Genomic DNA, 25,158 nt, shown 5'->3' on the forward strand with positions numbered 1-25,158 from the left:
AATTTGTAGTTGATTGTTAACTAATGCTTGTAACTCAAATAAAAGAATATGTCGAATATTTATTCATTTAGCCAACCGAAAAGTTGACCTACTGTAAGATTAAATGATTCTGCAAAAGATGGAACAGGTAAGCTATCTGTTTCTAGTTCAAATAATAGAATACGTTGATCATTAAAATAGACAAAAACTAATTTTTCTGCGGGGTCAATTAGCCAACCCATTTGAGTACCATGACTAAGACAATGGAGGATATTCCGCACAACTTTAGTTTGACTTTGTTCAGGAGAAAGTATTTCAATTGTCCAGTCAGGAGGGATAGCAAAAGTATTAGAAACTTCACCATTTTCATCGCGGGGAATGCGTTCCCAAGTGAAGATGGCAATATCAGGTACAATGGATCTACCGCCAAAGGTACAGCGTAATTCAGAGTATGCACGGGCTATACGCTGGGGTTTGAGAACCGTATTAGCCGCAGAAACAAAATCGCTTTGAACTGTGCTATGTTTTCCTTGAGGCATGGGTTTTTGAATGATTTCACCGTTAATAAATTCCCTTGCTGGTTTGGTTTCTGGCAATTTGAGAAATTCATCAAGGGTTAAGGTTTTGATAGGAGTTTGAAGCATTACCATTTCGGGTTTGTGGATTATTAATATTGTACCATTTTTTAATTATTGTCAGAATCAGGATATCCGGTTACTGAGCGAAGTCGAAGTACAGGATTTAAGGATGTATAGGATGTTGGTTTGCGTTAAGGTTTTTTAGATGTAAAGATTTTTGTGATGTACTAGAAACTTTTTTACTCTTGTATGATATCATTAAATTGATATGTTACCCAGATTCCCGACTTATTTGAGAGGTCGGGGAGCTAAATGAAATGATCTACATTTATAAATTATAGTTATGAATCAACAATTTTCTAAAACTTTATTTCAGAAAAAGACGTTAAAAAATGCCTTGGTTAATTTTAAATTTCCGTCAGATTTGGAAGAACGGCACAAAATTATTAAAAAATGGATTGAAGCTTTAAATTCAGGGACTCTTAATCAAGTAAAAGAAGTTTCTTTGCATGGTGATTTTCTCAAAGATATCTTTCAAGATGTTTTAGGTTATTCTTCCATTATTGCAGGTGGTGGCAAACTTTGGGAAATTCACGCAGAACAAACTATTGCTGACGGTGGGGGTTCTGCTGATGCTGCTGTGGGCTTTTTTACCGCTACAGAAAATAACAAAGGAAAGGTAAAATTACAGGGTAAAGTTGTTGCACCAATTGAGTTAAAAGGGACAAAAGATGATTTAGATAGACCCGCACCAGGAAGAAAAGAATCCGCCGTTGATCAGGGTTGGCGCTATGCTAATTATACACCTGATTGTCATTGGATTATTATTTCTAATTATCGAGAATTACGATTATATCATACCAATAAAACTCCGGCTTATTATGAAAAGTTTTTATTAGTTGATTTGGCAAATTTAGAGGAATTTAAAAGATTTTATTTTTTGCTTTGTCGGGAAAACTTTTTACCAATTAAAGATGTATCTAAAATTGATACTTTGTTAGTAACTTCTGAGGAAGCACAAGAGGACATTACTAAAAAACTTTATGAAGAATATAAACAAGTTAGATTAAATATAGTTAAAGATTTCCGGTTTCGTTTTGGTAGTAAGTTGAATATTCCTAACCGTGATCAAGTATTAATTGAGAAAGCACAAAAAACATTAGACAGAATTTTATTTATTGCTTTTTGTGAGTATAGAGGATTATTGCCAGAAAAGACAATTGCTAAAGCTCATGATAGCAAAGATGCTTATAATCCGCGACGAATTTGGGAAAATTATAAAGCCGTTTTTCGTTGGGTTGACCAAGGTAATGAAGATCCACCAATACCCGGTTATAATGGTGGTTTATTTCAATATGATCCAATTTTAGATGCACAATTAGATATTCCCGATCCTTTATGTACTAAACTTAAAAAACTAACACGCTTTGATTTTGATTCAGAAGTTTCTGTAGATATTTTAGGACGAATTTTTGAGCAGTCAATTACAGATTTAGAAGAATTAAAAGCTGATGTTGCTAAACAGGAATTTGATAGAAAACAAGGTAAACGGAAAAAGTTAGGCGTATTTTATACTCCCGCTTATATTACGCAATATATTGTCGAAGTTGCAATTGGTGGATATTTACAAAACCGTGAAGATGAATTAAGAGAAAAGTTTAAATTAGGGGAATTTACAGATACAGCAGAAAATCAAAAACGGGAAATTGAATTTTGGCAAAGTTACAGAGACGAAGTATTAGTAAAAACGCGAGTTATTGATCCTGCTTGTGGTTCTGGTGCGTTTCTAATTGCAGCTTTTGATTATTTTGCAAGTCAGTATCAACGAGTTAATGATAATTTGCAATTTCTGAAACATCAAACTACAGAAAATATGGAATTAGATAAAACTATTCTCAGTAATAATTTATTTGGGGTTGATTTATCTCCAGAGTCGGTAGAAATTACTAAGTTATCTTTGTGGTTAAAAACTGCAACTCAGGGAAAAACTTTAACTTATTTGGACGATAATATTAAAATCGGTAATTCCATCATTAATGATGCAAAAATCACAGATTTACCATTTAATTGGGAAAATGAATTTCCCCAGATATTTGCTGAAGGTGGTTTTGATGTGGTTATTGGAAATCCTCCTTATATTCGTCAGGAGTTATTATCACCATTTAAACCTTATTTACAGGAAAATTATCAAACTTATGACGGAGTTGCAGATATTTATATTTATTTCTATGAAAAGGGTTTAAATCTGCTCAAACCAGCAGGAATTATTTCTTATATTGTCACTAATAAATGGTTACGTTCTGGTTATGGTGAACCTTTGCGACGGTTCTTTTCTCAAGAAAGTGTCTTTGAACAAATTATTGATTTTGGACACGCACCAATTTTTGAAGACGCTGATACTTTTCCTTGTATTATCGCTGCGAGGAAATCTGAAGTTTCAAATACAGAGAATGAGGAAAAATCGGTTTTAATTTGTGCTGTTCCCCGTGGGGAGTTGAAAAATATTAACCTCATTCAATATGTGCAGAATCCAGAAAACAGTTTTACTATTCCTTGGTCGCGGTTTACTGCTAATGCTTGGAGTTTAGAACCTCCTGCGGTTGATGATTTAATGCGGAAAATTCAACGGGTAGGAGTTCCGTTAAAGGAGTTTGCTGGAGTTAAACCGATATGTGGAATAAAAACAGGTTTTAATGAGGCTTTTTTCATAGATGATGCTACTAAGAATAAATTAGTTCAAGCTGACCCAAAATGCGCGGAAATCATCAAGCCATTATTGAGAGGTCAAGATATTAAAAGATGGATTCCTGAATGGGATAAAGTTTGGATAATTTTTGCTCACAAAGATATAGATATAGAACAATATCCTGTGATTAAAGAACATTTAGAAATTTATAGAAATAAGTTAGAGGCTAGAGCAGGTAAACAGTCATGGTGGCAATTACAAGCATCACCATCATCTTATCATCTTTTTGAAGAACCTAAAATTATTTGGCAGGATTTAGCTTTTCATTCACGATTTTGTTTAGATAAACAAAATGTATTCATAGACATGACTTGTTTTGCTTTACCTTGTTCTGATTTATGGTTGCTTGCTGTTCTCAATTCACCTCTTATGTGGTCATGGTTGTGGAGAAATACAATTCATGGTAAAGATGAAGTATTACGTCTGAAAAACATTTATACAGAAAATATTCCGATTGCACAACCCACAGAAAAAATCCGCGCAGAAGTAGAAGCAATTGTCACCCGGTTAATTGAAATTACCAAACTCAACGGACAAGTTTATAAAGATGTTCTTGACTGGTTGCAAATAGAATACAAAATTGAGAAACTGGGCAATAAATTAGAAGATTTTGCTACTTTGGAATTTCCAGACTTTGTAGAAGAAGTGAGAAAAAGAATGGTAAGGAAAACAACTGCAAAAAAAATTATACCTCCTCTAGATATATCTGCTTTTACAGTTTTGCGTAAAGCACATAATGATTATGTTCCCGAAATTAACAGCCGGAAAAACGAAGCTTTAAAATTAGAACAGCGTCTTTCTGATTTAATTAATCAAGCGTATCAACTCACACCGGAAGAAATTGATTTAATGTGGAAAACAGCACCACCAAGAATGCCGCAATTGTTAGAATAAAGATATCCTGATTTTGACAATTATAAAAATACAGGAATCCCATTTGATTTCTGAACGAGTTTTATATTAAAACTCTTATTGCATAGAGATTTAAGCATTAAATTTAAAGTTACCTGAATGTGCTTTTTCAGGAAAATATGTGTTATTATCAATATGTAAATTATACTGGAGGTTAATGAAAATGACTCAAGAATTAATAGACCTCAGAAACAGCATTTTACAAGGAAATTATACAGATGCTTTAGCAATTGTAGATGAATTAGAAGGAATGAGTAAACAAGCAATATTGCGAAATATAGAATCGTATTTAAAGATTTTACTGATTCACTTGATTAAAAATAAAATAGAACAGCGATTAACAAATTCTTGGATGGCTTCTATTCGTAATTCAATTAGGGAAATTCAAAAAATTAATCTTAAAGAAAATAAAAGATCCTATTATGTGAATGAAGATGAATGGGAAAATTTAATTGAGGAAGAAGTAATTGAAGATGCGATCGCTGATGCTAGTCTAGAAACAATGAATGGTAAATACACTCGTTCTCAATTATCAGAAATTCTAGATAGAAAAGAAATAATTACGAAAGCTATTACATTTTTATCCCTAACTTATACTTGTTCAGCAAAGGAGTTACCAGCTATTATGGATGATTATCTGAATGATTGTAAGTAGGTGCGAAGAATAAGATATTAAGAATAATTGAACGCAGATAAACGCAGATGAACGCGGATGAATTAACGGATATAAAAAATAAATGCTATGCCCAAACGTCTCCTAGTGGTTGAATCTCCCGGAAAAGTCAAAAAACTGAGTCAAATTCTCGGTGCAGATTGGATTGTCCGCGCTAGTTGTGGACATATCCGCGAACTCAGTAATGAGGGTGATGATTCACTAGGATTTACAATGGATGGTAATACTGTTCGCTGCAATTATATCCCCCGTGACCAACGGGCAAAAGAAACAATTCAACAATTAAAAGCCGCTGTTAGGCAAGTTGATGAAGTAGTTTTAGCTACAGACCCAGACAGAGAAGGAGAAACCATTGCTTGGCATCTTAAAGAAACGTTAGGATTAAAAGACCCCAAACGAGTCGTTTATACTGAGATTACACCATCAGCGGTGCGAAATGCGATCGCACACCCCCGAAAACTTGACACTAATTTAATCGGTGCCGGATTATGTCGAGATTGTCTTGATAAGTTGGTAGGTTACAAAGGTAGTCCCCTGGTTTGGGCATTAAATAACGGGGCAAAAAGTGTAGGTAGAGTTCAAAGCGCCACATTACACCTCATTTGTCAGCGCGAAAGAGAAATTCTGGCTTTTGTCCCCCAAGATTATTGGAGTGTGTGGGTAGATTATCAAGAAGGATTTCGGGCTTTTTACAAAGGTACGGCAAATACTGAGAAAGAAACATCAGAACCAGAAACAGAAACTCATGATGATGCAGCTAGTAACAACCCAGAAAAACCTGAATCTAAGCGCGTTCTCTCGGAAGCAGAAGCAAACAGATTAGTTGAGGAAGCAAAACGTCATCCACATCAAATTATTCACTTAGAAGGGAAACTCGTTTATCGTCAACCCCCTCCACCATTTACCACCTCTACCCTCCAACAAGCTGCCGGTTCAAAGTTGAAATTTTCCCCTGACAAAACCATGCAGGTGGCACAAAAGCTATATGAGGCAGGATTAATTACATATATGCGAACCGATTCAGTGATGTTGAGTCCTGAATTTTGTGCTAGTGCGCGTCAATGGTTGGAACAAAATGACCCTGAGAATGTCCCCCAGCAAGTAGCCAAGCAGCGCAGTAGTAAAACGGCTCAGGAAGCACATGAGGCTATTCGTCCCACAGATGTCTTTCGTCCTTCGGTGCAATTGCGGGCAGAATTACCTGAAGATGAGTTTAACCTATATGTGATGATTTGGAAAAGAGCGATCGCTTCCCAATGTCGTCCGGCACAACTTCGTAAAACGTTGGTAATTACGAAATCAGGTAATATCTTATGGCAAGCTAGAGGGCAGGTAATTGAATTTTACGGTTATGCAAAATATTGGCTGAATCTGAGCAAAGATGCCGTTTTACCTTTATTGCAACAGGGACAAATCCTAACTTTAGCCAAAGCTGGACATGACCAGAAACAAACCCAACCACCACCCAGATATAGCGAACCCAAACTTGTCCAATTAATGGAACGTAAAGGAATTGGTCGTCCTAGCACTTATGCTCCGACAATTGCTACTTTAAAGAAACGCAATTATGTGGAGTTGAAAAAAGATAATCTTCAACCCACAGCTTTGGGTTTAGAGGTTGATGAATTTTTACAAAAGGCTTTACCAGATTTATTAGAAGCGGAATTTACTGCTAAAATGGAAGATGCCTTAGATGCAATTTCTGAAGGAAAAAACTCTTGGCAACATTACCTAACTACTTGGAATCAAAGTTATTTTGTTCCTGCACTTTCCAAAGCTAAAACTGTGGTTGTTAATTCATCAACTACAGGTAAAAACGATAATTTTGTTGAGCGTAAATATGAAACTTCAAAAACTCGTTGTCCTGATTGTAAGAACTGTTTAGCGAAAATTCCCAGCAGTAAAGTTAAAAAGAAATACTTTCTTAAATGTGTGAGTGGTTGCGAAAACATTGTGCTATTTTGGAGTGATTTTCACAAAAAGTGGGAAGCACCGAAAACTAAAACATCTGCAGATGAAAATGCTCCCAAACCTTCAGCAAAAATCACTGCATATCCCTGTCCTGTATGCAAGAAACCTTTGGAGGAATACAGTTACCTCAAAGATGGGCAAAATAAAACTATGCTGCGGTGTTCTGGTCAGGATTCATGGAAGGATACCAAACATAAGGATGTGGCTTATTTTCATACTGCAAAAGGATGGTGGAGTCCTAAATTTGGGAATTTAAATGATTTAAACGCAGATGAACGCAGATAAACGCGGATGAATTAATGGATTTGATTTTTAACTCTTTAAAATGTTAGAGTCTGTGGCTAAAGTTCGCGCTGCTGTTTGCATTAGTTCAATATCTGCTACAGTCCAATTACGGGAACTTTGACAATGATGTGCTACTAATAGTCCCCATAATCCTCTTGGTATCAAAATTGGTACTACCAAATTAGCGCGAACTTGCATACTGCGAAGAAAATCACGGTGACAATCCTGAATTGCTTCTAATTCTATATCAGCGATCGCTCTTACTCTTCCTTCTAAGTACAAAGCAGCATATTCATGGTTAAAACAACCGCTTGGTCCGGTAAAACCAAGAATCGAATATTCATCAGCACTCAATGATTCAAATGTTACCTGCCCTTGCCATTGTTCATAGAAATAATACAATACTACACGATTAGCCTGAAGTGATTCTCTCAGGTGATTTGTCGTTTGTCTGATCAGTTCATCCCGTTGCATTTTGATGACAAGACGATTAAGTAATTTTCGCAAACCCTGATTGGGGTGGTAACTTGAGCGATTTTCAAATTCTGGGAAAGAAGGTTTACCTTGAGCGGAGTCGAAAGGAAGTTGCACAGATTTAAAATAATGACTAACTAAACAATTTCGGATTTCTATAGTAACTTATCAGACATTTTACCGAAAATCGTTCTTATTTTATAAAAAAATAATGTAGTTTATTAGGCTGGTAATTGGTGATTGGTAATGGATGATTGGTAATTACCCATTACCCATGTTTCTAAATAACTCCAGCTACACTGGGTGAATTCACTTTTAAGCGTTTAAACATTGCTTCCCGTCCCTGTATTGCCAAGGTATCATCTAACGGGGAAAGTTTGATTTCTTGCTGATATTTTAACCTTAACGCGGTTTGAATTAACCAATCAGCAACGAAAGGATTTTTGGGTAATAATGGCCCGTGGGAATAGGTAGCGATCGCATTTTGATAAAACGCTCCTTCTGTGCCATCTTCTCCATTATTCCCCAAACCATACACCACACGCCCCAAAGCTTCCACCTGCCCTAATGTCGTCCGGCCACCGTGATTTTCAAACCCGACTAAATAAGGTTTTGTCCCTGTCATTGCTTCTATTTCCTGTGCCAATCGTGAAGCTGTAACTTCTATCACTAAGTTACCAATACATCTTTTCGTATTTTCACCAGGATGAATAGAAACTAAATCCAAAATTCCCAAACCTTCAATTCTTTGTCCAAAGGCTGGTTCATAATAATTTCCTAGCAATTGGGGAGAACCACAGGTAAAAACTCCCGGCGTTCCATGTTCGATTTTATCACGCATTGCCTCCGCTTTTGCCCCTTGTAAATCCCGCATGACAATTTCTTGCTGACGGTCTTGTGCGCCCCCACCAACAATTACATCTACTGATTTTATATCCTCAGCGGTAGAGTCTTGATCCAAGGGTAATACGATCACATTATACCCCCGCCATTGAGCGCGGCGTTGAATAGTGATCACATTTCCGCGATCGCCATAGGTACTCATCAACTTGGGATATAGCCAACCAATAATAATTTCCATCGGTTTATAACTTATAAAACCTTTACTATAACGTTAGTAGGGAATAAGTTAAAAACTAATCATTAAAAAAGCAGATTAAACAGGCTTTTTAGGAATTTTTAATGGTTAGTTATTTTACCAATGCTGTATTAGCTGCTTTCCAACCATTCATGCTGGGTGGGAAACCTCGCACATTCTCATAGCCCAACAAGTGTAAAGACATAACCGCCATTGCGGAACGATAACCAGCGGAACAGTAAACTACTACAGGCTGTTTTTTCGGGATCTTGTCGAGGTTTTGCACCAATGTCCGCAAAGGAATATTGATAGCATTACCAATATGACCCGATTCATACTCAAAAGGTTCTCTGACATCCACCAGAAAAATATGATTTTGTTTCAACAACTGTTGCAACTCTTCCACTTTCCCTACTGTGTAATAGTTTCCAGGTATGGATTTGAGGTAATTATCCACTGTTGTTAGCTCTTCAGCATTAGAAGTATCTATTACTGCGATTTTCTGCGTTGGTGATAAAGGCAATGCTACGGCTGATGAGTTATAGGTAACACCAAAAAAGGCACAAATAAATATGCAGAAACTCGATAGAATTACAGTTAAACAAAGTCGAATTTTCATGAATTATTATTTCTTGAGAGTAATCCACAAAAAGATTGAGTGAATAGTTAAAATGAACTAAGGCACTTGTATCATTATTACAAATTAGCAATTAGTCAGTTGTCTTAATAGTTCAAAGACAAAATACGTCCTTGAGTAAAATTAAAGAAAGCTTCTTTTTGAGCTAATTTTACCCCTTCCATCAAATCTTCTAGTTGGTGATTAGCTGCTTTTAAACACATCGGACAGACGTAGATCAAAATCCCTTTTTTAATCAGCTTGTTTAACAAAGTTTGCGCTGATTCAAACTCCCTAAATTCAATTACTTTCTCATCTTTAAGAGCAACTTCTACACCTTGAATATCAAAAAAAACTAGCACATCTTTATCCTCAGACATTTTTTCAGCTAGAGTTAATGCCATCAATACCCGGTGGGGGTCTTCTGTTCCTCGACTAATATGAATAAAGACTCCATCCTTAACTGTAGTTTCCATTTTTTCTCTCCTGCAAGTTTAAACTGCTGTCACCATGCAACTTGATGGCACTGTTATCTGTGGTATTTAGTCCCGAAACCATTGAGGATAAATTAAATTACTAAATCCACCAAGGTTTTTCACCAGTCCGGGGGTCTATTTCTGTCCAGGGAGAAATGCGGATATACTCACCTTCCAAGTTAACGCCAACAAGCTTGAGGGGAAGAGGTGCAGGACCTCTTATTACTCTGCCATCAGGATCATAACGAGAACCATGACAGGGACATTGAAATTGGTTGTCATTGGGATTCCAAGGAAAGGTACAACCCAAATGGGTACAGATATCAACAATTCCCCAAGGATGCAGAGTAGCATCTGATTGGATTGTGAGGTAAGTAGGTTCTGTTGCTAAACCTGCAACTAAAGCACGAGTGCCAACGGGTTCAGCTAAAATCTGGCTAGAAGGAATGAGATTTCCATGAATATCCTTGGCGAGGATAGAACCATCTCCACCCACTTCTGTGGGGGCAACAAAGAATTTAGCCGCAGGATACAATACGCTGCCGGCTGTAGTGGCAACAACTGCACCTGTAAGAAAATTGAGTAATTGTCGTCTCGACATTGAGGGACTTTCTATTTGTAGAGAAAGACTATCTGTCATTATTTTATACCTCTTGATTGCAATATATAAGTGTTGAGTGCCTTGAAATGAAAACATGATGGTACTGCTGTTATTTATAGCATTCCGTTTTAATTCATGAAATCACTCTCAAGGTAGGAAATGGAAAATCAAGAGGACTAGATGTGTGAGGAATTTTTTCTCAGAAAAATTTCTGAATTGTTGCAATATATTAACGAATTTCAAGTTTAGTAAACAGACAACACAAAGAAAAAAACTCGTGCTAGATTAAGGGTATGGTACAAAAAGGTTAAAAGTCAAACCTTAAATCCAAACTTTTCATTAGAGTTTGTGCCTCCTGCTCTAATGTCCCGGCAATCAGTTTTAGATTTTAGCTTCCTGTCAAAGTTTTTTCGCCTAAATCTCACCAAATTGTTATTGGAGGTGTTGAACTCACAGCCAGAAGTGCCTGCCCATTAGAAATAAGGGAAGCGTAATTTAAATCGAATTTAATTGATTGCTTGTCAAGTCCACTTCTATATTTTTGTATTGAACTACAACCTAATCGAGAAACCGCTGTAAGCTGCTGATAATCCTTCGTAGCTTGTAGCGGTTTCTGCTATGTATACTAAAAATAAAAAAACAGGTATTGTTAATGAATCAAAAAAATATATTCTCCGTCAATAGAGATATCAGCTATTTACCTGTTTCTAACAGAGGTTATATTTATGTCATTACAATCACTTCGGTTTTTATTGTTGAGTAGTCTTGGTTGTTCTGTCTTTTTTGGTAATACTGTAGCTTTTGCTCAAGTTGTTGTGCCTACAGTTCCATCAGGTTCTACTACAGTTCCATCAGGCTCATCAACCACCATACCAACTTCCACCACAGTTGACAGTAGTAAAAGGTTTAGTTGTCAATATAAGAATGGACAACCTACGGTCATGTATCAGCCCCAAAGTCAACCTGGACAATATTTTGCTTGGGCTGCACCTCAAACTTTAGGCGGGAATTGGGATGCTCAAAGACGTTGTGAAACGATCGCCGGCCGTTTAGAATTATATCGCCCCGATGGATTACAAGAATTACAAATAGCTGTAGAAAATAGCGAAAATATTATCTGTGTCACCACTGAATCTCAGCCCAATTGTCGAATTGTCTTGACAGTACCCCGTGGTAAAGATCCCTATACTATTCGCAATAGTGTATTCCAAAACCTAACTACCGCTGATAGTGGACAACAGACTATTGCCGTTAATACCTACACCAATCGTAACAGAGGTAATGGAGATAGCTTGTATAGCCTGGGACAAACGCTTTTAGGTGGTAAAAATCAGGTGAGTTCTGCTAAACAGGGCATTAATTTGAAACCTTATCTTGATCCTAAAGACGGTGGTACAGGCGGAAAACTGAGAAATGGAGTAGAAATTAGACGTAATACCAATACCACACGCCAAGCTCCCAGCCGTCTAAATCCTAGCAAATTTCGTTAACTAAGTTTGTCTCCGATTTTGGGCAACCACAACTCCGGGCAACCACGGGGGGTTTGCCCTTACAGTATTTTTGTGATTATATTTACCTTTTTAGAGAAATTAAATTTACCCTTTATATAATTTTGTCCTGTATTAACTTATTAGGTGTTGTAATTATTTCTCAGGCTGGATTGATTTTTGAAGATTAGTTAGTAAGTGAAGAGTCCGCAATAACCGAGGTGACTGGTTATCTAATTTAGGTTGCTAATTCGTCATTATGCCCCATTCCCTAGTAAATAAGTTTGATATGACAAATTTATCAATTTATGGTAACTTGGTAAGATAATATCCAAATATCAACACTGTGACTAAGTAGGTGAACGGAAAAAAACCGTAGACCCGGAGCGGCTTCTCGAAGAGTAATATATAACAAAAAGTAAAGTTACCCAAAACCTCTTCCCTGTTACCTTGTCATAACGACAATTTTTAGCGCCAACCTACTTAAATTCAAAAAATCAACTTTTGGTAATTGGCAAATAATTAGTATTTAAATACTACACTGAAACCAATCCAGAGTAAAGTTGTAATAAATTGTATAATTTAACCAAAATATAACTTAGTGACAATCTAGTTATATTATCTTTTCAAAAGAAATTAACAATGACAACAAACCTGATCACAAGCAATATGAATCAAGTTCTACAATTAGGCGATCGCATCTTCCAGCCCACAGAGGTTTTATCATTATTATCGGAATATCAGCTATTACCGCTATTAATGAAAGAAATATTCATTGATCAAGCGATCGCAGAAATTGTCTGTACCCCAGAAGAAGAACAACTAGCCTGCGAACAATTAGCCCAACAATATCAGGGACTAGAACCACAGAGCGAAAGTTTCCAAAAGTTGAAAATTATGGCGGTACGACAATTAAAACTAGAAAAGTTTAAAGAGGAAACTTGGGGAGGGGATTTAAACTCCTACTTTTTCCAACGTAAAAGCCAGTTAGATAGGGTGATTTATTCCCTAATTACTACCACAGAAATTGGGATCGCTCAAGAAATTTACTTTCGTATTCAAGAGGGTGAACAATCCTTTGCCCAATTAGCGCGGGAATATGCTCAAGGTCCCGAATCGCAAACAGATGGCTTAGTCGGACCAATAGATTTACAATCTCTCCATCCTACATTGGTAAATATCCTTGCCAAAAGTCAACCACAACAACTATCACCACCGACTCAAATTAATAATGTGATAGTAATTGTCCGATTAGAAAAAATACTCCCAGCCCAATTAGATCGTTCCACAAGACAACGGTTACTAAATGAACGATTTAATCAGTGGTTACAAACACAAATGACAGAACAAAAATTTCAAATTCAGACCGTATAAATCGCCAAATATCAACCTTTTAGCCAATACAAAGCGAAATAACTAACTCAATCAATATGACTTATATTCAGAGTAACTTTGAAGAATTCATTGCTAGTATTGAAGGATTTGATCAATTATCAAAAGAGGAAATTAACAACCTCTTATCATCACAAATTCTCCAGCCTTTACGTTATCGTGTAGGACAAAAAATTATTGGTAAAGAACAACTACCAGAAAGGATCGCCATTCTTCATCAAGGTAACGTCAGACTATTGGGATATAATCCCCAAAACCAATTACCAATTACATTAAAATTACTCCAACCAGGGGCAACAATTGGCGAAATTTCTTGGTTACGTGAGCTTCCTTGTGAAACTGCCATAGCTTCCACAGAAGTAATCTGTTTAACCTGGAAAGCCGCAGATTATTTGCAATTTATCAACCGCAATCCAGCCTTTGCGAAAGCTCGTCAAAATCAAAGTCACCTAATTGAAATCTTTGATATTTTGAGTTCCCAGGTAGCACAAAAAGCTTTAGTAAATCACAACCTCAAAGACATTACCCAACAGGCTCAATTAGAAGCAAAAATTCATTATTTATCACCAGGAAAAACAGCCTTACAAGAATTAGGCAGCGATCGCATTTGGTTTGTGAGTGGTCGTAGTTCCCTGCCCAATTTCCCACCTGGTTCTCGTCTAGAAACCGACGTAATTGAAGTTAAAGGCAACATTCCTGTTCGTTTATTGGGCATTAATCCTCAATATCTATCACTACTTGATGGTATTTCCATCGAATCAGAAACATTAGAAACTATATCAGATAGCAGAGTAGATTCGGAAATTCCCTACGCCCAAGAACCAGAATTTGTTCCCCCCACCACATCAAACCAGCCATTAAAAAATCAAAACTATCCATTTTTCCGGGGACAAGGAGAATTAGATTCTAGTCTGGCTTGTTTTCAAATGCTATCCAAGCATTTAGAAATGCCCTTTCGGAAAGAAGTAGTACGGCGGATTTTAAACGACCAAATTAAGCGTCAAGGGAGTATATCTTTTCAAGTTTGCGCTTATTTATCGGAACTAATTGGACTTAAATCCCAGCTAGTTGATGTTCCTGCTGTTTCCATTAATCGTATTCCTACCCCAGCATTAATTCGCTATCGTGACAGTTTTGCTGTTCTCTATGCAGTAGATGGAAAAACAGTAGTTTTGGGTTTGCCATCTCAAGGTATTATCAACTGCCAAATTAGTCAATTGGTAGAAGAATTAGAAACTGATGACGCTAACTTACAACCACAAGTTAGAATTTTATTACTGAGCGCGACTAAAGAAACACCTAAAGAACGCTTTGGTTTATCTTGGTTTGTTCCCTATTTGTCGCGTTACCGTCGGGTGCTGATAGAAGTATTTATTGCTTCCTTCTTCGTCCAACTAGCAGCCCTCGCTAATCCTCTAGTTATTCAGCTAATTATTGATAAAGTCATCGTGCAAAATAGTGTGAGTACCCTAAATATTTTAGGAGTATTACTATTAGCAGTGGGGGTGTTTGAAGCAGTATTAACCACCTTGCGGACTTACCTATTTGTAGATACCACCAACCGCATTGATATGAGTTTGGGGTCACAAATTATTGACCACTTGCTGCGTTTACCACTGCGCTATTTTGATAAAAGGCCAGTTGGTGAACTATCCACCAGAATTAATGAATTAGAAAATATTCGCCAGTTTCTCACCGGTACGGCTTTAACAGTGGTGTTAGATGCCCTATTTTCCGTTGTTTATATAGTTGTCATGCTGTTCTACAGTTGGCAACTAACTCTCGTCGGATTAGGAACAATCCCTCTATTTGTGGTAGTGACATTAATCGCTGCTCCCACAGTGAGTAGACAATTAAGAACCAAAGCTGAACGTAATGCCGAAACTCAATCTTATTTGGTTGAGGTTATGTCAGGTATTCAAACAGTTAAAGCCCAAAATATTGAATTACGCTCCCGGTTTTCTTGGCAAAAGAAATATGCCAAGTTTGTCGCTGCCGGTTTTAAAACTGTGATCACTTCCACATTAGCTAATTCAACCAGTCAGTTTCTCAGCAAACTTAGTAGTTTATTAGTTTTGTGGGTGGGAGCTTATTTAGTTTTGCAAGGAGAATTAACATTAGGAGAATTAATTGCCTTTCGGATTATTTCTAGTTACGTTACCACCCCGATCTTACGGTTGGCGCAAATCTGGCAAAACTTCCAAGAAACTGGTTTATCCTTAGAACGATTAAGTGATATTGTGGACACACCACAAGAGGCAGAAATAGATCGGAATAATATTCCCCTTCCTGCTGTAAACGGTGCTGTTAAATATGAAAACGTTTCCTTCCGATTTGCTGCCAGCGGACCACTACAACTCAGCAATGTCACCGTCGAATTTGCCCCAGGTAAATTTGTGGGCATTGTCGGGCAAAGTGGTTCAGGAAAAAGTACAATGATGAAATTACTGCTCAGACTTTATGACACAGAATCTGGGAGAATTTTAGTTGATGGTTACGACATTGCCAAAGTCGAACTTTATTCGCTGCGGCGGCAAATTGGTGTAGTTCCCCAAGATACGCTCTTATTCGATGGCACAGTTCAAGAAAATATTGCCTTAACAAATCCTGATGCCACAACGGAAGAAATCATTGAAGCCGCAGAAATTGCTGTTGCACATGAATTTATTATGACCTTGCCCAATGGTTATAATACAAGAGTTGGGGAACGGGGATCAGCCCTTTCTGGTGGACAAAGACAGAGAATTGCGATCGCTCGTTCTGTCCTGCAAAGACCTAAAATATTAGTTTTAGATGAAGCCACCAGCGCCCTAGATTATCCGACAGAAAAGCAAATTGGTCTGAACTTAGCTCGCGCTTTTAAAGGTAATACAGTCTTCTTCATTACCCACCGTTTGAATACTGTTAGTAATGCCGATACTATCGTCGTCATGGATAATAGTAGAATGATAGAACAAGGTAGTCATCAAGAACTTATGGCAGCTAAAGGTCATTATTTCTATCTTTATCAACAACAGGAAGTAAACTTGTAATTTGTCAGTTGTAGGGGTTTAGCAGTGCTAAACCCTGTCAGTTGTTTCTATAAGATTCAACTGATAACTGATTAAAGATAAAATTACGCACCACTAAATATTCAATCTAAAATCCAAAATCTAAACTTATTATGACTCAAATTAATGGTAATTACACCAACGGAAATGGCAATGGAAAGGGTAACGGAAATGGGAGAGCATCCCATAGAGATGCACAAGTATTAACATCGCCCAAACCCACTCCCAAACAGCCAAAACCCGACTTCAATTTTGATAACTTCGAGCAATCTGTAGTTCTCCGTCAATCCCCAATTTGGTCACGAACCATCATGATTACTCTCATGGGATTGGCTTGTTTTGGAATTATTTGGGCTTGTTTAGCGAAAATTGAACAAGTAGTTCCCGCAACAGGACAATTAAAACCAGAAGGAACAGTTAAAGATGTGCAAGCTCCTGTTAATGGGGTTGTGAAGTCACTGTATGTAAAAGATGGACAACAGGTAAAAACAGGAGATTTATTATTAACCTTTGATTCTATTGCGACCCTAGCCGAATTAAATTCATTGAATAAAATTCGTGTGGCTTTAATTCAGGAAAACAATATCTATCGGCGCTTAATGGGAGCAAGTACCGGAATAGATGCTGAAATAGCATTTTTACGCAGTAAACTACCGGGAGAATCAGCTTTTCTGCTCAAAAGTCGCGCTTCCTTAGTAGCAGAAAATGAATTATTACGTTCTCAATTAAGAAATTTACCGGGAGCAGCAGGGACAGGAATTGATGAACAACAACTACTAGCAGTTGCGAAAACAGAATTAGCATCTCGTTCCAAAGCCGCAGAGTTGGAAGTTGAAAAAACCAGAAAGCAACTTTCTCAAACAGAATTTAAACTCCAAGATACTAAAAATGGTTTAGCAATTCAAAGTCAGATTTTAGTTAGTCTTAAAACCTTAGCTGAAGAAGGTGGTATTTCTAAACTGCAATATCTTAACCAACAACAACAGGTACAAACTCTCAAAGCGGAAATATCACAATTACAAGAAGAAGAAAAACGTCTAAAATTCGATATTGATAAAGGAAAACAGCAATCAACCAATACAGTTGCTAGTTCTGATAAGACTATTTTGGAGAAAATAGGTAGTAACAAACAACGGATTGCGGAAATTGATAGTCAATTCATGAAGATTATTTTAGACAATGAACAGCGTTTAGCAGATGTCAATAGCAAAATATCGCAAACACAATTAAATGTTAAATATCAAGAACTTCGCGCTCCAGTGGGAGGTGTAGTTTTTGATTTACAAGCTAAAAATCCCGGTTTTGTTGCTAATTCTACCCAAAAGTTACTGCAAATTGTCCCTAAAGATAGTCTAATAGCGGAAGTTTTCATCACCAATAAAGATATTGGTTTTGTCAGGAAAGGAATGAATGTAGATGTGAGAATTGACTCCTTTCCCTTTAGTGAATTTGGTGATATTAAGGGTAAATTAATTGATATCGGTTCAGATGCTTTACCTCCAGATCAAAACCATCAATTTTATAGATTCCCAGCCAAAATCAAGTTAGATAAACAACAATTAAGTCTCACCAATCAAGAAAGAAAGATATCCTTACAGTCGGGGATGTCTATTACTGCTAATATTAAAGTCCGGGAAGAACGGACAGTGATGAGTTTGTTTACAGAGATGTTTACAAAGCAAATCGAGAGTTTGAATGAGGTTCGTTAGGGATTGTTGAAATTAATTATTCAGCAAGCCCTAATTAGATGTTAGGTAAGCATTCAGCTATCAGTCGTCAGCAGTCAGCTAAAACTGGATTTTAGGGGTTTTGAAATAGGAAAACTGACATCAGTAATTAATATTCAGAATGCTTATCAATTCAACTCTTGCTGATAGCTGACGGCTGAATGCTTACGATGTTAGTTTTTTAGGAATTAAACAAAATAGAACACAAGTAGCGGTAATTCATAAATTATCGCTACGCAAGAAGAGAGTTTTCAGCCAAATTTTGCGTAATTCCTATTTTTCTAAGATTAAGCAGAGAAATAGATTAATTTAGGAAAGATTCTACAAAGCAGATTTTTAGGTGACGAAAAACTAACTGATATATTAGACATCTCCGAAAAAGATCGTAGAGACGTTCCATGGAACGTCTCTACAAGGGTTTAAAGTCACGTACATTTAATTCTCACCAGATGTCTATTATGCTTTAACCGCTGGTTAGTTGTTTGATATCAGCGCGGAATTTACCGTTTTGTAATGCTTGCACTGCTGTTCCTGAATCTTGTACCCAAAACTGTCTCCCAAAGCGGACAATTTCCCGGTGACTTCCGGCTTGAACAATACCAATTACAGGTATTCTTGATTTATCCTTATCCCCAGCTTGTGATTTGAGAATTGTATTTAGACGATGTTGCTCTTCAATTGTCCCGGCTTGTTGTGGACTCAGTTCCACTAAAATCATTGTTACTGTTTCGACAGTTTCTGCGTCTTCTAGGATAAATTGAACTTGATCATCACGGCGATCTATTTTACCCCAAATAATTAATCTGGCATCAACTTCTAAAACGGAACTAATGCGCTCATAGGTTTTAGGAAAAACGACAGCTTCCGAAGATCCAGATAAATCTTCAACTTGCAAAATTGCCATAGAGTCACCTTTTTTGGTGACAACCTTTTTTACATTATTCAACATTACTACTGCACAAAGAATAGCATCATCTTTTTGTTCTCCCAATTGTGCCAGGTTAATAGGTGCAAGGACTGAGGATGATTGTCTGATAGATTTAAGAGGATGATCTGAGAGATAAAATCCTAATAATTCTTTTTCCATTCGTAATTTTTCTTGGGGTGGTAAATCATTAACAGGAGGAGCTTTAGGTGCAGATTCATAAGCATTCTTTTGGGGTTGATTATTATTACCTGCAAATCCACCTCCTAATAAGTCAAATATATTTCCCTGTCCACTAGCTTTGTCTCTAGCACGGGATTGCGCCCACTCATAAACTAATTCTAAATCATGAATTAATTGGTTGCGATTAGCTTGAATTTTGTCAAAAGCTCCGCAGTTAATTAATGATTCTAAAGTACGCCGATTCATGGCACGTAAATCAACGCGATCGCAAAAATCCGCCAAAGATTTAAATGGGACTAATTCCCCTGATTCTTCCCTGGCTTCTAAAATTGAGGCGATCGCATTTTGTCCCACATTCCGCACTGCCGAAAATCCAAATAAAATCTTCTCACCTGCCGGGGTAAAATCTAAACCAGAACGATTCACATCAGGTGCATCAATCACAATCCCCATATTAGAACAGTTATCAAGATACTTCCGCACCTTGTCCGTATCCCCACTGTTCGCGGTTAACAGTGCCGCCATATATTCCAATGGGTAATTTGCTTTTAAATATGATGTTTGATAAGTTACATAAGCGTAAGCCGTCGAGTGGGATTTATTAAAACAATTGGCAGCGATAAAACCATTTTTAATCACAAAATTATGGTCATTTTCCACACCAATATCATAAACATTGGCTTGACCTACATAAGTACGGGAAACTATTTTAACCATATTACTTAGCTTGGCAAAATTTATTTATTTACATCTTAATAGCCATTATCAGCCACACAAATACCTTTACATTTAATACCGTTCGTAGCAGTGCGTTGACAATGGGGACAGAGAACCTCTTCCTTTTCTGTTTCTTGATTGATCTCTATATTAGTGCTTGCGTGGAGCTGATCTTTTTCGGTCTGGAGTTTGTCATTCATAGGAATATATTTAATGAATTTCCATCTGCTGAAGTTTCTCTATTAAATTTGATTTAATTTTTGTGTCAGTCGCCAGTTGTTTTATACTACTGACCACTGACTATTAACTAATGACTACATTCCAGGTAATTCCAGTCCACTGGTTAAATCTTCCATCCGTTCCCGCATGGTTTCGGTAGACTTTTGATAGGCATCTTTCATGGCCGCAGCTACCAAATCAGAAAGCACTTCTGCACCTTCTTCTAAAGCAGATGGAGCAATTTCCACCCGTTTGGGTTCTTGGTTACCACTGACAATAACTTTAACAAGTCCACCACCAGATTCTCCCAGAATCTCCATTTTCTCCAATTCTTCTTGAAGACGCTTTGCACCTTCTTGAACCTGTTGGGCTTTTTTAAACGCTTCCGCTAATTCTTTCATTTTGCCTAAGCCAAAGCCAAATCCCTGTCCTTTTTCTGCCATAACTGGTTATCCGCCGTACGATTACTTACAAATCAAATTCAATTATAGATGCGATGAGTAATTGGTGATGGGTAATTGGTAATTGGTAATTGGTAATAGGCATCTCCGGTAATTAAATGTGCGTGGTTTGAAACCCTTGTAGAGACGTTCTATAGAACGTCTCTACATTCATTTTCGGAGATGTTTAATAGAGAAAATCCCTGCCTCTTGCCTTTTGCCTTTTGCCTTTTGCCTTTTGCCTCTTGCCTTTAAGCAACTACTTGAAACTCACCCAACATTTTCACTTCTGGTTCTAGCCAAATTGACCAGCGTTCTTGTACCTCATGTTGAATATGACGAATGAGGCAGAAAATATCACTGGCTTTAGCTCCTCCCCGATTGACAATAAAATTAGCATGGAGTTGGGCAACTTGCGCTCCCCCTAATTGATAACCTTTGAGTCCGGTTTGTTCAATTAACCAACCAGCAGTATAAGGTTTAGGATTTCTAAACACACTGCCACAACTAGGATAGCTGTAAGGTTGGGTGCTGAGGCGGTGTTTTTTATGTTCCTTAGTTCTAGCTGTCACTTGCACCGGATCTGCTCCTGGTTGCAGTTGGAAGGTGGCTTGAGTCACAACCCGCTTACCACCTTGTAGTAGTGAACTTCGGTATCTGTAGCCTAATTCTTCTGGGGTGAGAGTTACCAAAGTTCCATCTGGAGAAAGAACTTGAGCGCTAACTAACATATCTGCGATACAGCTATTATGCGCTCCAGCATTCATCACCACCGCACCGCCCAAAGTTCCAGGAATACCCACAGCCCATTCTAATCCTTCCCATCCCAAAGCCGCTGCGTCCCATGCTAAACTAGGGATAGGCTCTCCCGCGGATACAGTTAATTGACCTGTAGCTGGATCAAAGTTTTTAGACCGGAGATGACGAGTAGCGATGACTAAACCGGGGATACCGCGATCGCTCACCAACAAGTTAGAACCAGCACCTAGTATTGTGACTGCTAAATCATTCTCTTTGGCGTATTCAATACTTGCTTGCAACGCTCCTAAATCGCGGGGAGAAACATAGCATTCAGCCTCTCCTCCCACCCGATAAGAAGTAAATGCCGACAAGGAAGTATGGGTTTTGAGCGGACAATCAGTTCCTGGTAAGTAAATTAATTTGCTATTATCCACATCATCTTTAGTTTGTAGTTGTGGAGTCAAATCAGAAAATTTGCAGATTTTGCTAAATCCCTGGGAAGTTATCATCTTTACTTAAATTGGTAATTTTTGACTTATGTTCTTTATTTACCAGAAAAATCCGGTACTGGAGTTAACTAATCAAACCCTGCCAGAGTGCAGTTCTGATCCTAAGATGTGGCAATTGCCGGTTCACTCATAGTGGTAATAAGTTCAGGAATAGCCTGATTCAAATTACCCGCACCTAAAAATAATGCCAAATCTCCCGGACGGAGGGTTTGCAGTAAAAATTCACTAACTAAAGGTAAAGTGTGCTGATAAACCACTTCAGGGTTGTATTTACTAATTGCAGTGGCTAAATCCTGTCCACTAACTTGTCCTAAATCAGGCTCACCCGCACTATAAATATCAGTTAGCACAACTAAATCAGCATGGGTAAAAGACTCAGCGAACTCTTTTAAAAACGTTAATGTCCGAGTATAACGATGGGGTTGAAAGATAGCAACTACCCTTTGTCCAGGTCTAGTTTGAAGACGAGCTGCGGCTAGAGTAACACGAATTTCACTAGGATGATGGGCATAGTCATCAATAAAAGTCACCCCAGCAGCTTCACCTCGAAACTCGAACCGTCGTCTTGCACCTTCAAAGCTAGTAATCCCTTTGGCAATTTCTCCAAATTCTAATCCCAAAACTCTACCCACAGCTACTGCTGCTAAAGAATTGCTGAGGTTATGATGACTTAATAGCTGTAAATTTAGTACCCCCAAGGCTTGACCTTTTTCCCATACTAAAGCTGTTGTCCCATCAGCCCGATAATCTATATTAGTAACGGTGTAGTCAGCACCTTTATCTGGGTAAAGACTATAGCTAATGCTTGGTTTCAGGCGCTCGCGCACTGTTTCGCAATCAATACTACCTACCAAAGTTTTGCAACCTTGAGCAAAGGTTTGGAACGTATTAACTACCTCTTCTAAACTTTCGTAGTGGTCAGGATGATCTAATTCAATATTAGTAATAATACCAATCTCTGGAGCGTGCTTCACCAAAGAACCATCAGACTCATCTGCTTCCGCTACTAAATAACGGCTAGACCCCATTCTGGCATTACCTTCCCAAGCCTTAACTTCACCACCGACCAAAATCGTCGGATCAAGTCCAGCTTGCAAAAGCATATAACCAATCAGACTACTAGTAGTAGTTTTCCCATGGGTTCCGGCCACAGCAATACTGTAATAATCAGCAATCAAAGCCGCAAGAACATCAGAACGATGCCAAATTGGGCAACCCAATGCCAGCGCCGCTTTATATTCCAAATTATTAGCATTAATAGCTGTGGAACAAATCACTTGAGGCCAGGTCGTTTTTGCCGCAGACAACTTTTCTGGTGAAGTTAACAATAAATCATCAGCCGATGCTTCAGGGACAAAGAACTCCAGATTGTTTGCTTCTTGCTTACTAAAAATGTGAGCGCCTAGAGATTCTAACTTGTGCGTAATATGGTTAGGACGCAAGTCTGAACCAGATACTGGTAATTGACGTTTGGTTAGAACATAAGCCAAAGCAGACATTCCAATCCCACCAATTCCGATGAAATGAAATGGTCTACCACTAAAATCTATAGAATTACTCATTTTATTTACCTCTTACACCACACCACACCAGAATCACATAAGACACGCGTATCATACCAGGATTTTGATTTTTACAGATCCTAATTATCCCATCTAAAATATTCATCCCTGCTGAATGAGTAAATTTTGACTTTTGTTTTGCCCCCTGAGCCAGATTACCCCCCGAAAATTATTTCTAATCTGCTCATAAGATTATTCTGAAAATATCTGCTACATCGGGAAAGAAAATTGTGTAAATTTAAATACATTTTGTGATGACTTTTTTAGCACTAAGTAAGATGGCTTTAGATATAGCAATTTGCATCACTTACCAAAAGCCTCTGTCGGAATTGTCTACAATAGTACACTGGTAGTGAAATTATTGTTTAAATAGAAATCATCATTGGTCATTGGTCATTGGTCATTGGTCAGTAGGGGCGAAGCATTTGGAAGATAAATTATCGGTCATTGCCAAAAATAGTTCTCCAAATGCTTCGCCCGTACAGTGGTCAGTAGGGGCGAAGCATTTGGAAGATAAATTATCGGTCATTGCCAAAAATAGTTCTCCAAATGCTTAGCCCGTACAGTTGTCAGTTGTCAGTTGTTAAGAAGTTTTCCCTGCTCCCTGACTCCTGACTATAAATTCTGTATTTTTTTGTTGATCAAAGACTTTATCGTTATAAATAGCCGCCCCCTTTGCGATATGATTGGGGTCAACGATATCAACTTATAGGCATAAATACAGAGGGCAAGATACTGTGATTAGAGTTGCAATTAACGGTTTTGGGCGCATTGGACGTAACTTTGCCCGCTGCTGGGTGGGTAGAGAAAATAGCAATATTCAACTGGTCGGGATTAATGACACATCCGACCCTAGAACTAATGCTCACTTGCTTAGATATGACTCAATGTTAGGCAAGCTGCAAGGTGTAGATATTAGTGCTGATGATAACTCTATAACCCTTAATGGTAATACAGTTAAGTGCGTATCTGATCGCAACCCAGATAACTTACCCTGGAAAGAGTGGGGAATTGACCTGATTATCGAATCAACAGGCGTTTTTACCAGCAAAGAAGGGGCAATGAGGCACGTAAATGCCGGAGCTAAAAAGGTTCTGATTACCGCTCCTGGCAAAAATGAAGATGGTACTTTTGTAATTGGTGTAAATCATCATGATTATGACCACAACATCCATAACATTATCAGTAATGCCAGTTGTACAACTAACTGTTTAGCTCCCATTGCCAAGGTATTAGATGAAAAATTTGGGATCATCAAAGGCATAATGACCACTACCCACAGCTACACAGGTGATCAGCGTTTACTAGACGCTTCTCATCGTGATTTGCGTCGGGCAAGAGCAGCAGCTATTAACATTGTTCCCACCTCTACTGGTGCAGCAAAAGCAGTAGCGTTGGTACTTCCTCAGTTGAAGGGTAAGCTAAATGGTGTGGCTTTGCGTGTACCAACCCCTAATGTTTCCATGGTGGATTTTGTAGTACAAACTGAAAAGCGCACTATTGCCGAAGAGGTTAACCAAGCTCTGAAAGAAGCTGCTGAAGGTCCATTGAAAGGCATTTTAGGTTACAGCGAATTGGAACTTGTATCTTCTGACTATCAAGGTACAGATGAATCTTCTATTGTTGATGCCAGCTTGACTATTGTTATGGGCAATGACATGGTGAAAGTCATGGCATGGTATGACAATGAATGGGGTTATAGCCAACGTGTTCTTGATTTGGCGGAATTAGTAGCTGAAAAATGGGTTTAATTGTCCTTTGTCAGTTGTCAGTTGTCCTTTGTCCTTTGTTTTTCTTTACCACTGACCACTGACCAC

The 25,158-nt window shown here is 37.9% G+C and carries 20 protein-coding genes; 9 read left to right on the top strand and 11 right to left on the bottom strand.

Features of this window, described 5'->3' with window-relative positions:
• Nucleotides 1-59: 59 nt before the first annotated feature.
• Entirely contained in the window at nt 60-623 is a 564-nt protein-coding gene (locus tag HGD76_RS19075) for a Uma2 family endonuclease (protein ID WP_168696701.1), read from the bottom strand.
• A gap of 277 nt (nt 624-900) precedes the next feature.
• Between HGD76_RS19075 and HGD76_RS19080 the strand changes: the two genes are divergently transcribed.
• The 3 genes from HGD76_RS19080 (at nt 901) to topA (ending at nt 7,144) form a co-directional block, all read left to right on the top strand.
• Nucleotides 901-4,197, top strand: coding sequence for an Eco57I restriction-modification methylase domain-containing protein (locus tag HGD76_RS19080; RefSeq protein WP_168696702.1), 3,297 nt, complete (start codon nt 901-903; stop codon nt 4,195-4,197).
• A 181-nt stretch (nt 4,198-4,378) separates the two neighbouring features.
• Nucleotides 4,379-4,870 (top strand): DUF29 family protein, encoded by a 492-nt coding sequence (locus HGD76_RS19085; protein WP_041457586.1) that lies wholly within the window; start codon nt 4,379-4,381, stop codon nt 4,868-4,870.
• Nucleotides 4,871-4,957: 87 nt separating this feature from the next.
• Nucleotides 4,958-7,144, top strand: coding sequence for a type I DNA topoisomerase (gene topA, locus HGD76_RS19090; protein ID WP_168696703.1), 2,187 nt, complete (start codon nt 4,958-4,960; stop codon nt 7,142-7,144).
• 27 nt (nt 7,145-7,171) lie between these two features.
• On the opposite strand, the gene HGD76_RS19095 is transcribed toward topA, so the two are convergent.
• The 5 genes from HGD76_RS19095 to petC form a co-directional block, all read right to left on the bottom strand.
• Nucleotides 7,172-7,735: a GAF domain-containing protein gene (locus HGD76_RS19095; protein WP_210967659.1), complete on the bottom strand. Its 564-nt coding sequence runs from the start codon at nt 7,733-7,735 to the stop codon at nt 7,172-7,174.
• A gap of 163 nt (nt 7,736-7,898) precedes the next feature.
• Nucleotides 7,899-8,699, bottom strand: coding sequence for a type 1 glutamine amidotransferase (locus HGD76_RS19100; protein WP_407644790.1), 801 nt, complete (start codon nt 8,697-8,699; stop codon nt 7,899-7,901).
• Between the two features lie 109 nt (nt 8,700-8,808).
• On the bottom strand, nt 8,809-9,315 hold the full coding sequence (locus HGD76_RS19105; RefSeq protein WP_168467158.1) for a rhodanese-like domain-containing protein: 507 nt from the start codon (nt 9,313-9,315) through the stop codon (nt 8,809-8,811).
• A 104-nt stretch (nt 9,316-9,419) separates the two neighbouring features.
• On the bottom strand, nt 9,420-9,788 hold the full coding sequence (locus tag HGD76_RS19110) for a DsrE family protein (protein ID WP_168467381.1): 369 nt from the start codon (nt 9,786-9,788) through the stop codon (nt 9,420-9,422).
• Between the two features lie 100 nt (nt 9,789-9,888).
• Nucleotides 9,889-10,428, bottom strand: coding sequence for a cytochrome b6-f complex iron-sulfur subunit (gene petC / locus HGD76_RS19115; RefSeq protein WP_168467380.1), 540 nt, complete (start codon nt 10,426-10,428; stop codon nt 9,889-9,891).
• 686 nt (nt 10,429-11,114) lie between these two features.
• On the opposite strand from petC, the gene HGD76_RS19120 reads away from it, so the two are divergent.
• The 4 genes from HGD76_RS19120 (at nt 11,115) to HGD76_RS19135 (ending at nt 18,027) form a co-directional block, all read left to right on the top strand.
• Nucleotides 11,115-11,879, top strand: coding sequence for a COP23 domain-containing protein (locus HGD76_RS19120; protein WP_168696704.1), 765 nt, complete (start codon nt 11,115-11,117; stop codon nt 11,877-11,879).
• Between the two features lie 639 nt (nt 11,880-12,518).
• Nucleotides 12,519-13,250, top strand: coding sequence for a peptidylprolyl isomerase (locus HGD76_RS19125; RefSeq protein WP_148765723.1), 732 nt, complete (start codon nt 12,519-12,521; stop codon nt 13,248-13,250).
• 56 nt (nt 13,251-13,306) lie between these two features.
• Nucleotides 13,307-16,300, top strand: a complete 2,994-nt coding sequence (locus HGD76_RS19130) for a peptidase domain-containing ABC transporter (protein ID WP_168696705.1) — start codon at nt 13,307-13,309, stop codon at nt 16,298-16,300.
• A gap of 131 nt (nt 16,301-16,431) precedes the next feature.
• Nucleotides 16,432-18,027, top strand: coding sequence for a beta-barrel domain-containing protein (locus HGD76_RS19135; protein WP_168696706.1), 1,596 nt, complete (start codon nt 16,432-16,434; stop codon nt 18,025-18,027).
• 481 nt (nt 18,028-18,508) lie between these two features.
• Here HGD76_RS19135 and HGD76_RS19140 read toward each other — a convergent pair whose 3' ends face one another.
• The 5 genes from HGD76_RS19140 to murC form a co-directional block, all read right to left on the bottom strand.
• Entirely contained in the window at nt 18,509-19,870 is a 1,362-nt protein-coding gene (locus HGD76_RS19140) for a helix-hairpin-helix domain-containing protein (RefSeq protein ID WP_168696707.1), read from the bottom strand.
• 35 nt (nt 19,871-19,905) lie between these two features.
• Complete coding sequence (locus HGD76_RS26450) at nt 19,906-20,070, bottom strand: DUF8639 family protein (protein WP_503488465.1); 165 nt, start codon at nt 20,068-20,070, stop codon at nt 19,906-19,908.
• A gap of 114 nt (nt 20,071-20,184) precedes the next feature.
• On the bottom strand, nt 20,185-20,532 hold the full coding sequence (locus HGD76_RS19145; RefSeq protein ID WP_015080378.1) for a YbaB/EbfC family nucleoid-associated protein: 348 nt from the start codon (nt 20,530-20,532) through the stop codon (nt 20,185-20,187).
• A gap of 248 nt (nt 20,533-20,780) precedes the next feature.
• Entirely contained in the window at nt 20,781-21,779 is a 999-nt protein-coding gene (murB, locus tag HGD76_RS19150; RefSeq protein ID WP_168696708.1) for a UDP-N-acetylmuramate dehydrogenase, read from the bottom strand.
• Between the two features lie 101 nt (nt 21,780-21,880).
• Nucleotides 21,881-23,341 (bottom strand): UDP-N-acetylmuramate--L-alanine ligase, encoded by a 1,461-nt coding sequence (gene murC, locus HGD76_RS19155; protein ID WP_168696709.1) that lies wholly within the window; start codon nt 23,339-23,341, stop codon nt 21,881-21,883.
• A gap of 389 nt (nt 23,342-23,730) precedes the next feature.
• On the opposite strand from murC, the gene HGD76_RS19160 reads away from it, so the two are divergent.
• Both HGD76_RS19160 and HGD76_RS19165 read left to right on the top strand, forming a co-directional pair.
• Entirely contained in the window at nt 23,731-23,898 is a 168-nt protein-coding gene (locus HGD76_RS19160) for a hypothetical protein (RefSeq protein WP_168694553.1), read from the top strand.
• A 180-nt stretch (nt 23,899-24,078) separates the two neighbouring features.
• Nucleotides 24,079-25,092 (top strand): type I glyceraldehyde-3-phosphate dehydrogenase, encoded by a 1,014-nt coding sequence (locus tag HGD76_RS19165; RefSeq protein WP_148765731.1) that lies wholly within the window; start codon nt 24,079-24,081, stop codon nt 25,090-25,092.
• Nucleotides 25,093-25,158: the final 66 nt, after the last annotated feature.

Source organism: Dolichospermum flos-aquae CCAP 1403/13F (assembly GCF_012516395.1).
Taxonomy (GTDB): domain Bacteria; phylum Cyanobacteriota; class Cyanobacteriia; order Cyanobacteriales; family Nostocaceae; genus Dolichospermum; species Dolichospermum lemmermannii.

Excerpts from the sequence above, each read along its gene's own strand:
- HGD76_RS19075 (WP_168696701.1), bottom strand. The coding sequence starts at position 623 with ATGCTTCAAACTCCTATCAAAACCTTAACCCTTGATGAATTTCTCAAA.
- HGD76_RS19080 (WP_168696702.1), top strand. The coding sequence starts at position 901 with ATGAATCAACAATTTTCTAAAACTTTATTTCAGAAAAAGACGTTAAAA.
- HGD76_RS19085 (WP_041457586.1), top strand. The coding sequence starts at position 4,379 with ATGACTCAAGAATTAATAGACCTCAGAAACAGCATTTTACAAGGAAAT.
- topA (WP_168696703.1), top strand. The coding sequence starts at position 4,958 with ATGCCCAAACGTCTCCTAGTGGTTGAATCTCCCGGAAAAGTCAAAAAA.
- HGD76_RS19100 (WP_407644790.1), bottom strand. The coding sequence starts at position 8,699 with ATGGAAATTATTATTGGTTGGCTATATCCCAAGTTGATGAGTACCTAT.
- HGD76_RS19105 (WP_168467158.1), bottom strand. The coding sequence starts at position 9,315 with ATGAAAATTCGACTTTGTTTAACTGTAATTCTATCGAGTTTCTGCATA.
- HGD76_RS19110 (WP_168467381.1), bottom strand. The coding sequence starts at position 9,788 with ATGGAAACTACAGTTAAGGATGGAGTCTTTATTCATATTAGTCGAGGA.
- petC (WP_168467380.1), bottom strand. The coding sequence starts at position 10,428 with ATGACAGATAGTCTTTCTCTACAAATAGAAAGTCCCTCAATGTCGAGA.
- HGD76_RS19120 (WP_168696704.1), top strand. The coding sequence starts at position 11,115 with ATGTCATTACAATCACTTCGGTTTTTATTGTTGAGTAGTCTTGGTTGT.
- HGD76_RS19125 (WP_148765723.1), top strand. The coding sequence starts at position 12,519 with ATGACAACAAACCTGATCACAAGCAATATGAATCAAGTTCTACAATTA.
- HGD76_RS19130 (WP_168696705.1), top strand. The coding sequence starts at position 13,307 with ATGACTTATATTCAGAGTAACTTTGAAGAATTCATTGCTAGTATTGAA.
- HGD76_RS19135 (WP_168696706.1), top strand. The coding sequence starts at position 16,432 with ATGACTCAAATTAATGGTAATTACACCAACGGAAATGGCAATGGAAAG.
- HGD76_RS19140 (WP_168696707.1), bottom strand. The coding sequence starts at position 19,870 with ATGGTTAAAATAGTTTCCCGTACTTATGTAGGTCAAGCCAATGTTTAT.
- HGD76_RS26450 (WP_503488465.1), bottom strand. The coding sequence starts at position 20,070 with ATGAATGACAAACTCCAGACCGAAAAAGATCAGCTCCACGCAAGCACT.
- HGD76_RS19145 (WP_015080378.1), bottom strand. The coding sequence starts at position 20,532 with ATGGCAGAAAAAGGACAGGGATTTGGCTTTGGCTTAGGCAAAATGAAA.
- murB (WP_168696708.1), bottom strand. The coding sequence starts at position 21,779 with ATGATAACTTCCCAGGGATTTAGCAAAATCTGCAAATTTTCTGATTTG.
- murC (WP_168696709.1), bottom strand. The coding sequence starts at position 23,341 with ATGAGTAATTCTATAGATTTTAGTGGTAGACCATTTCATTTCATCGGA.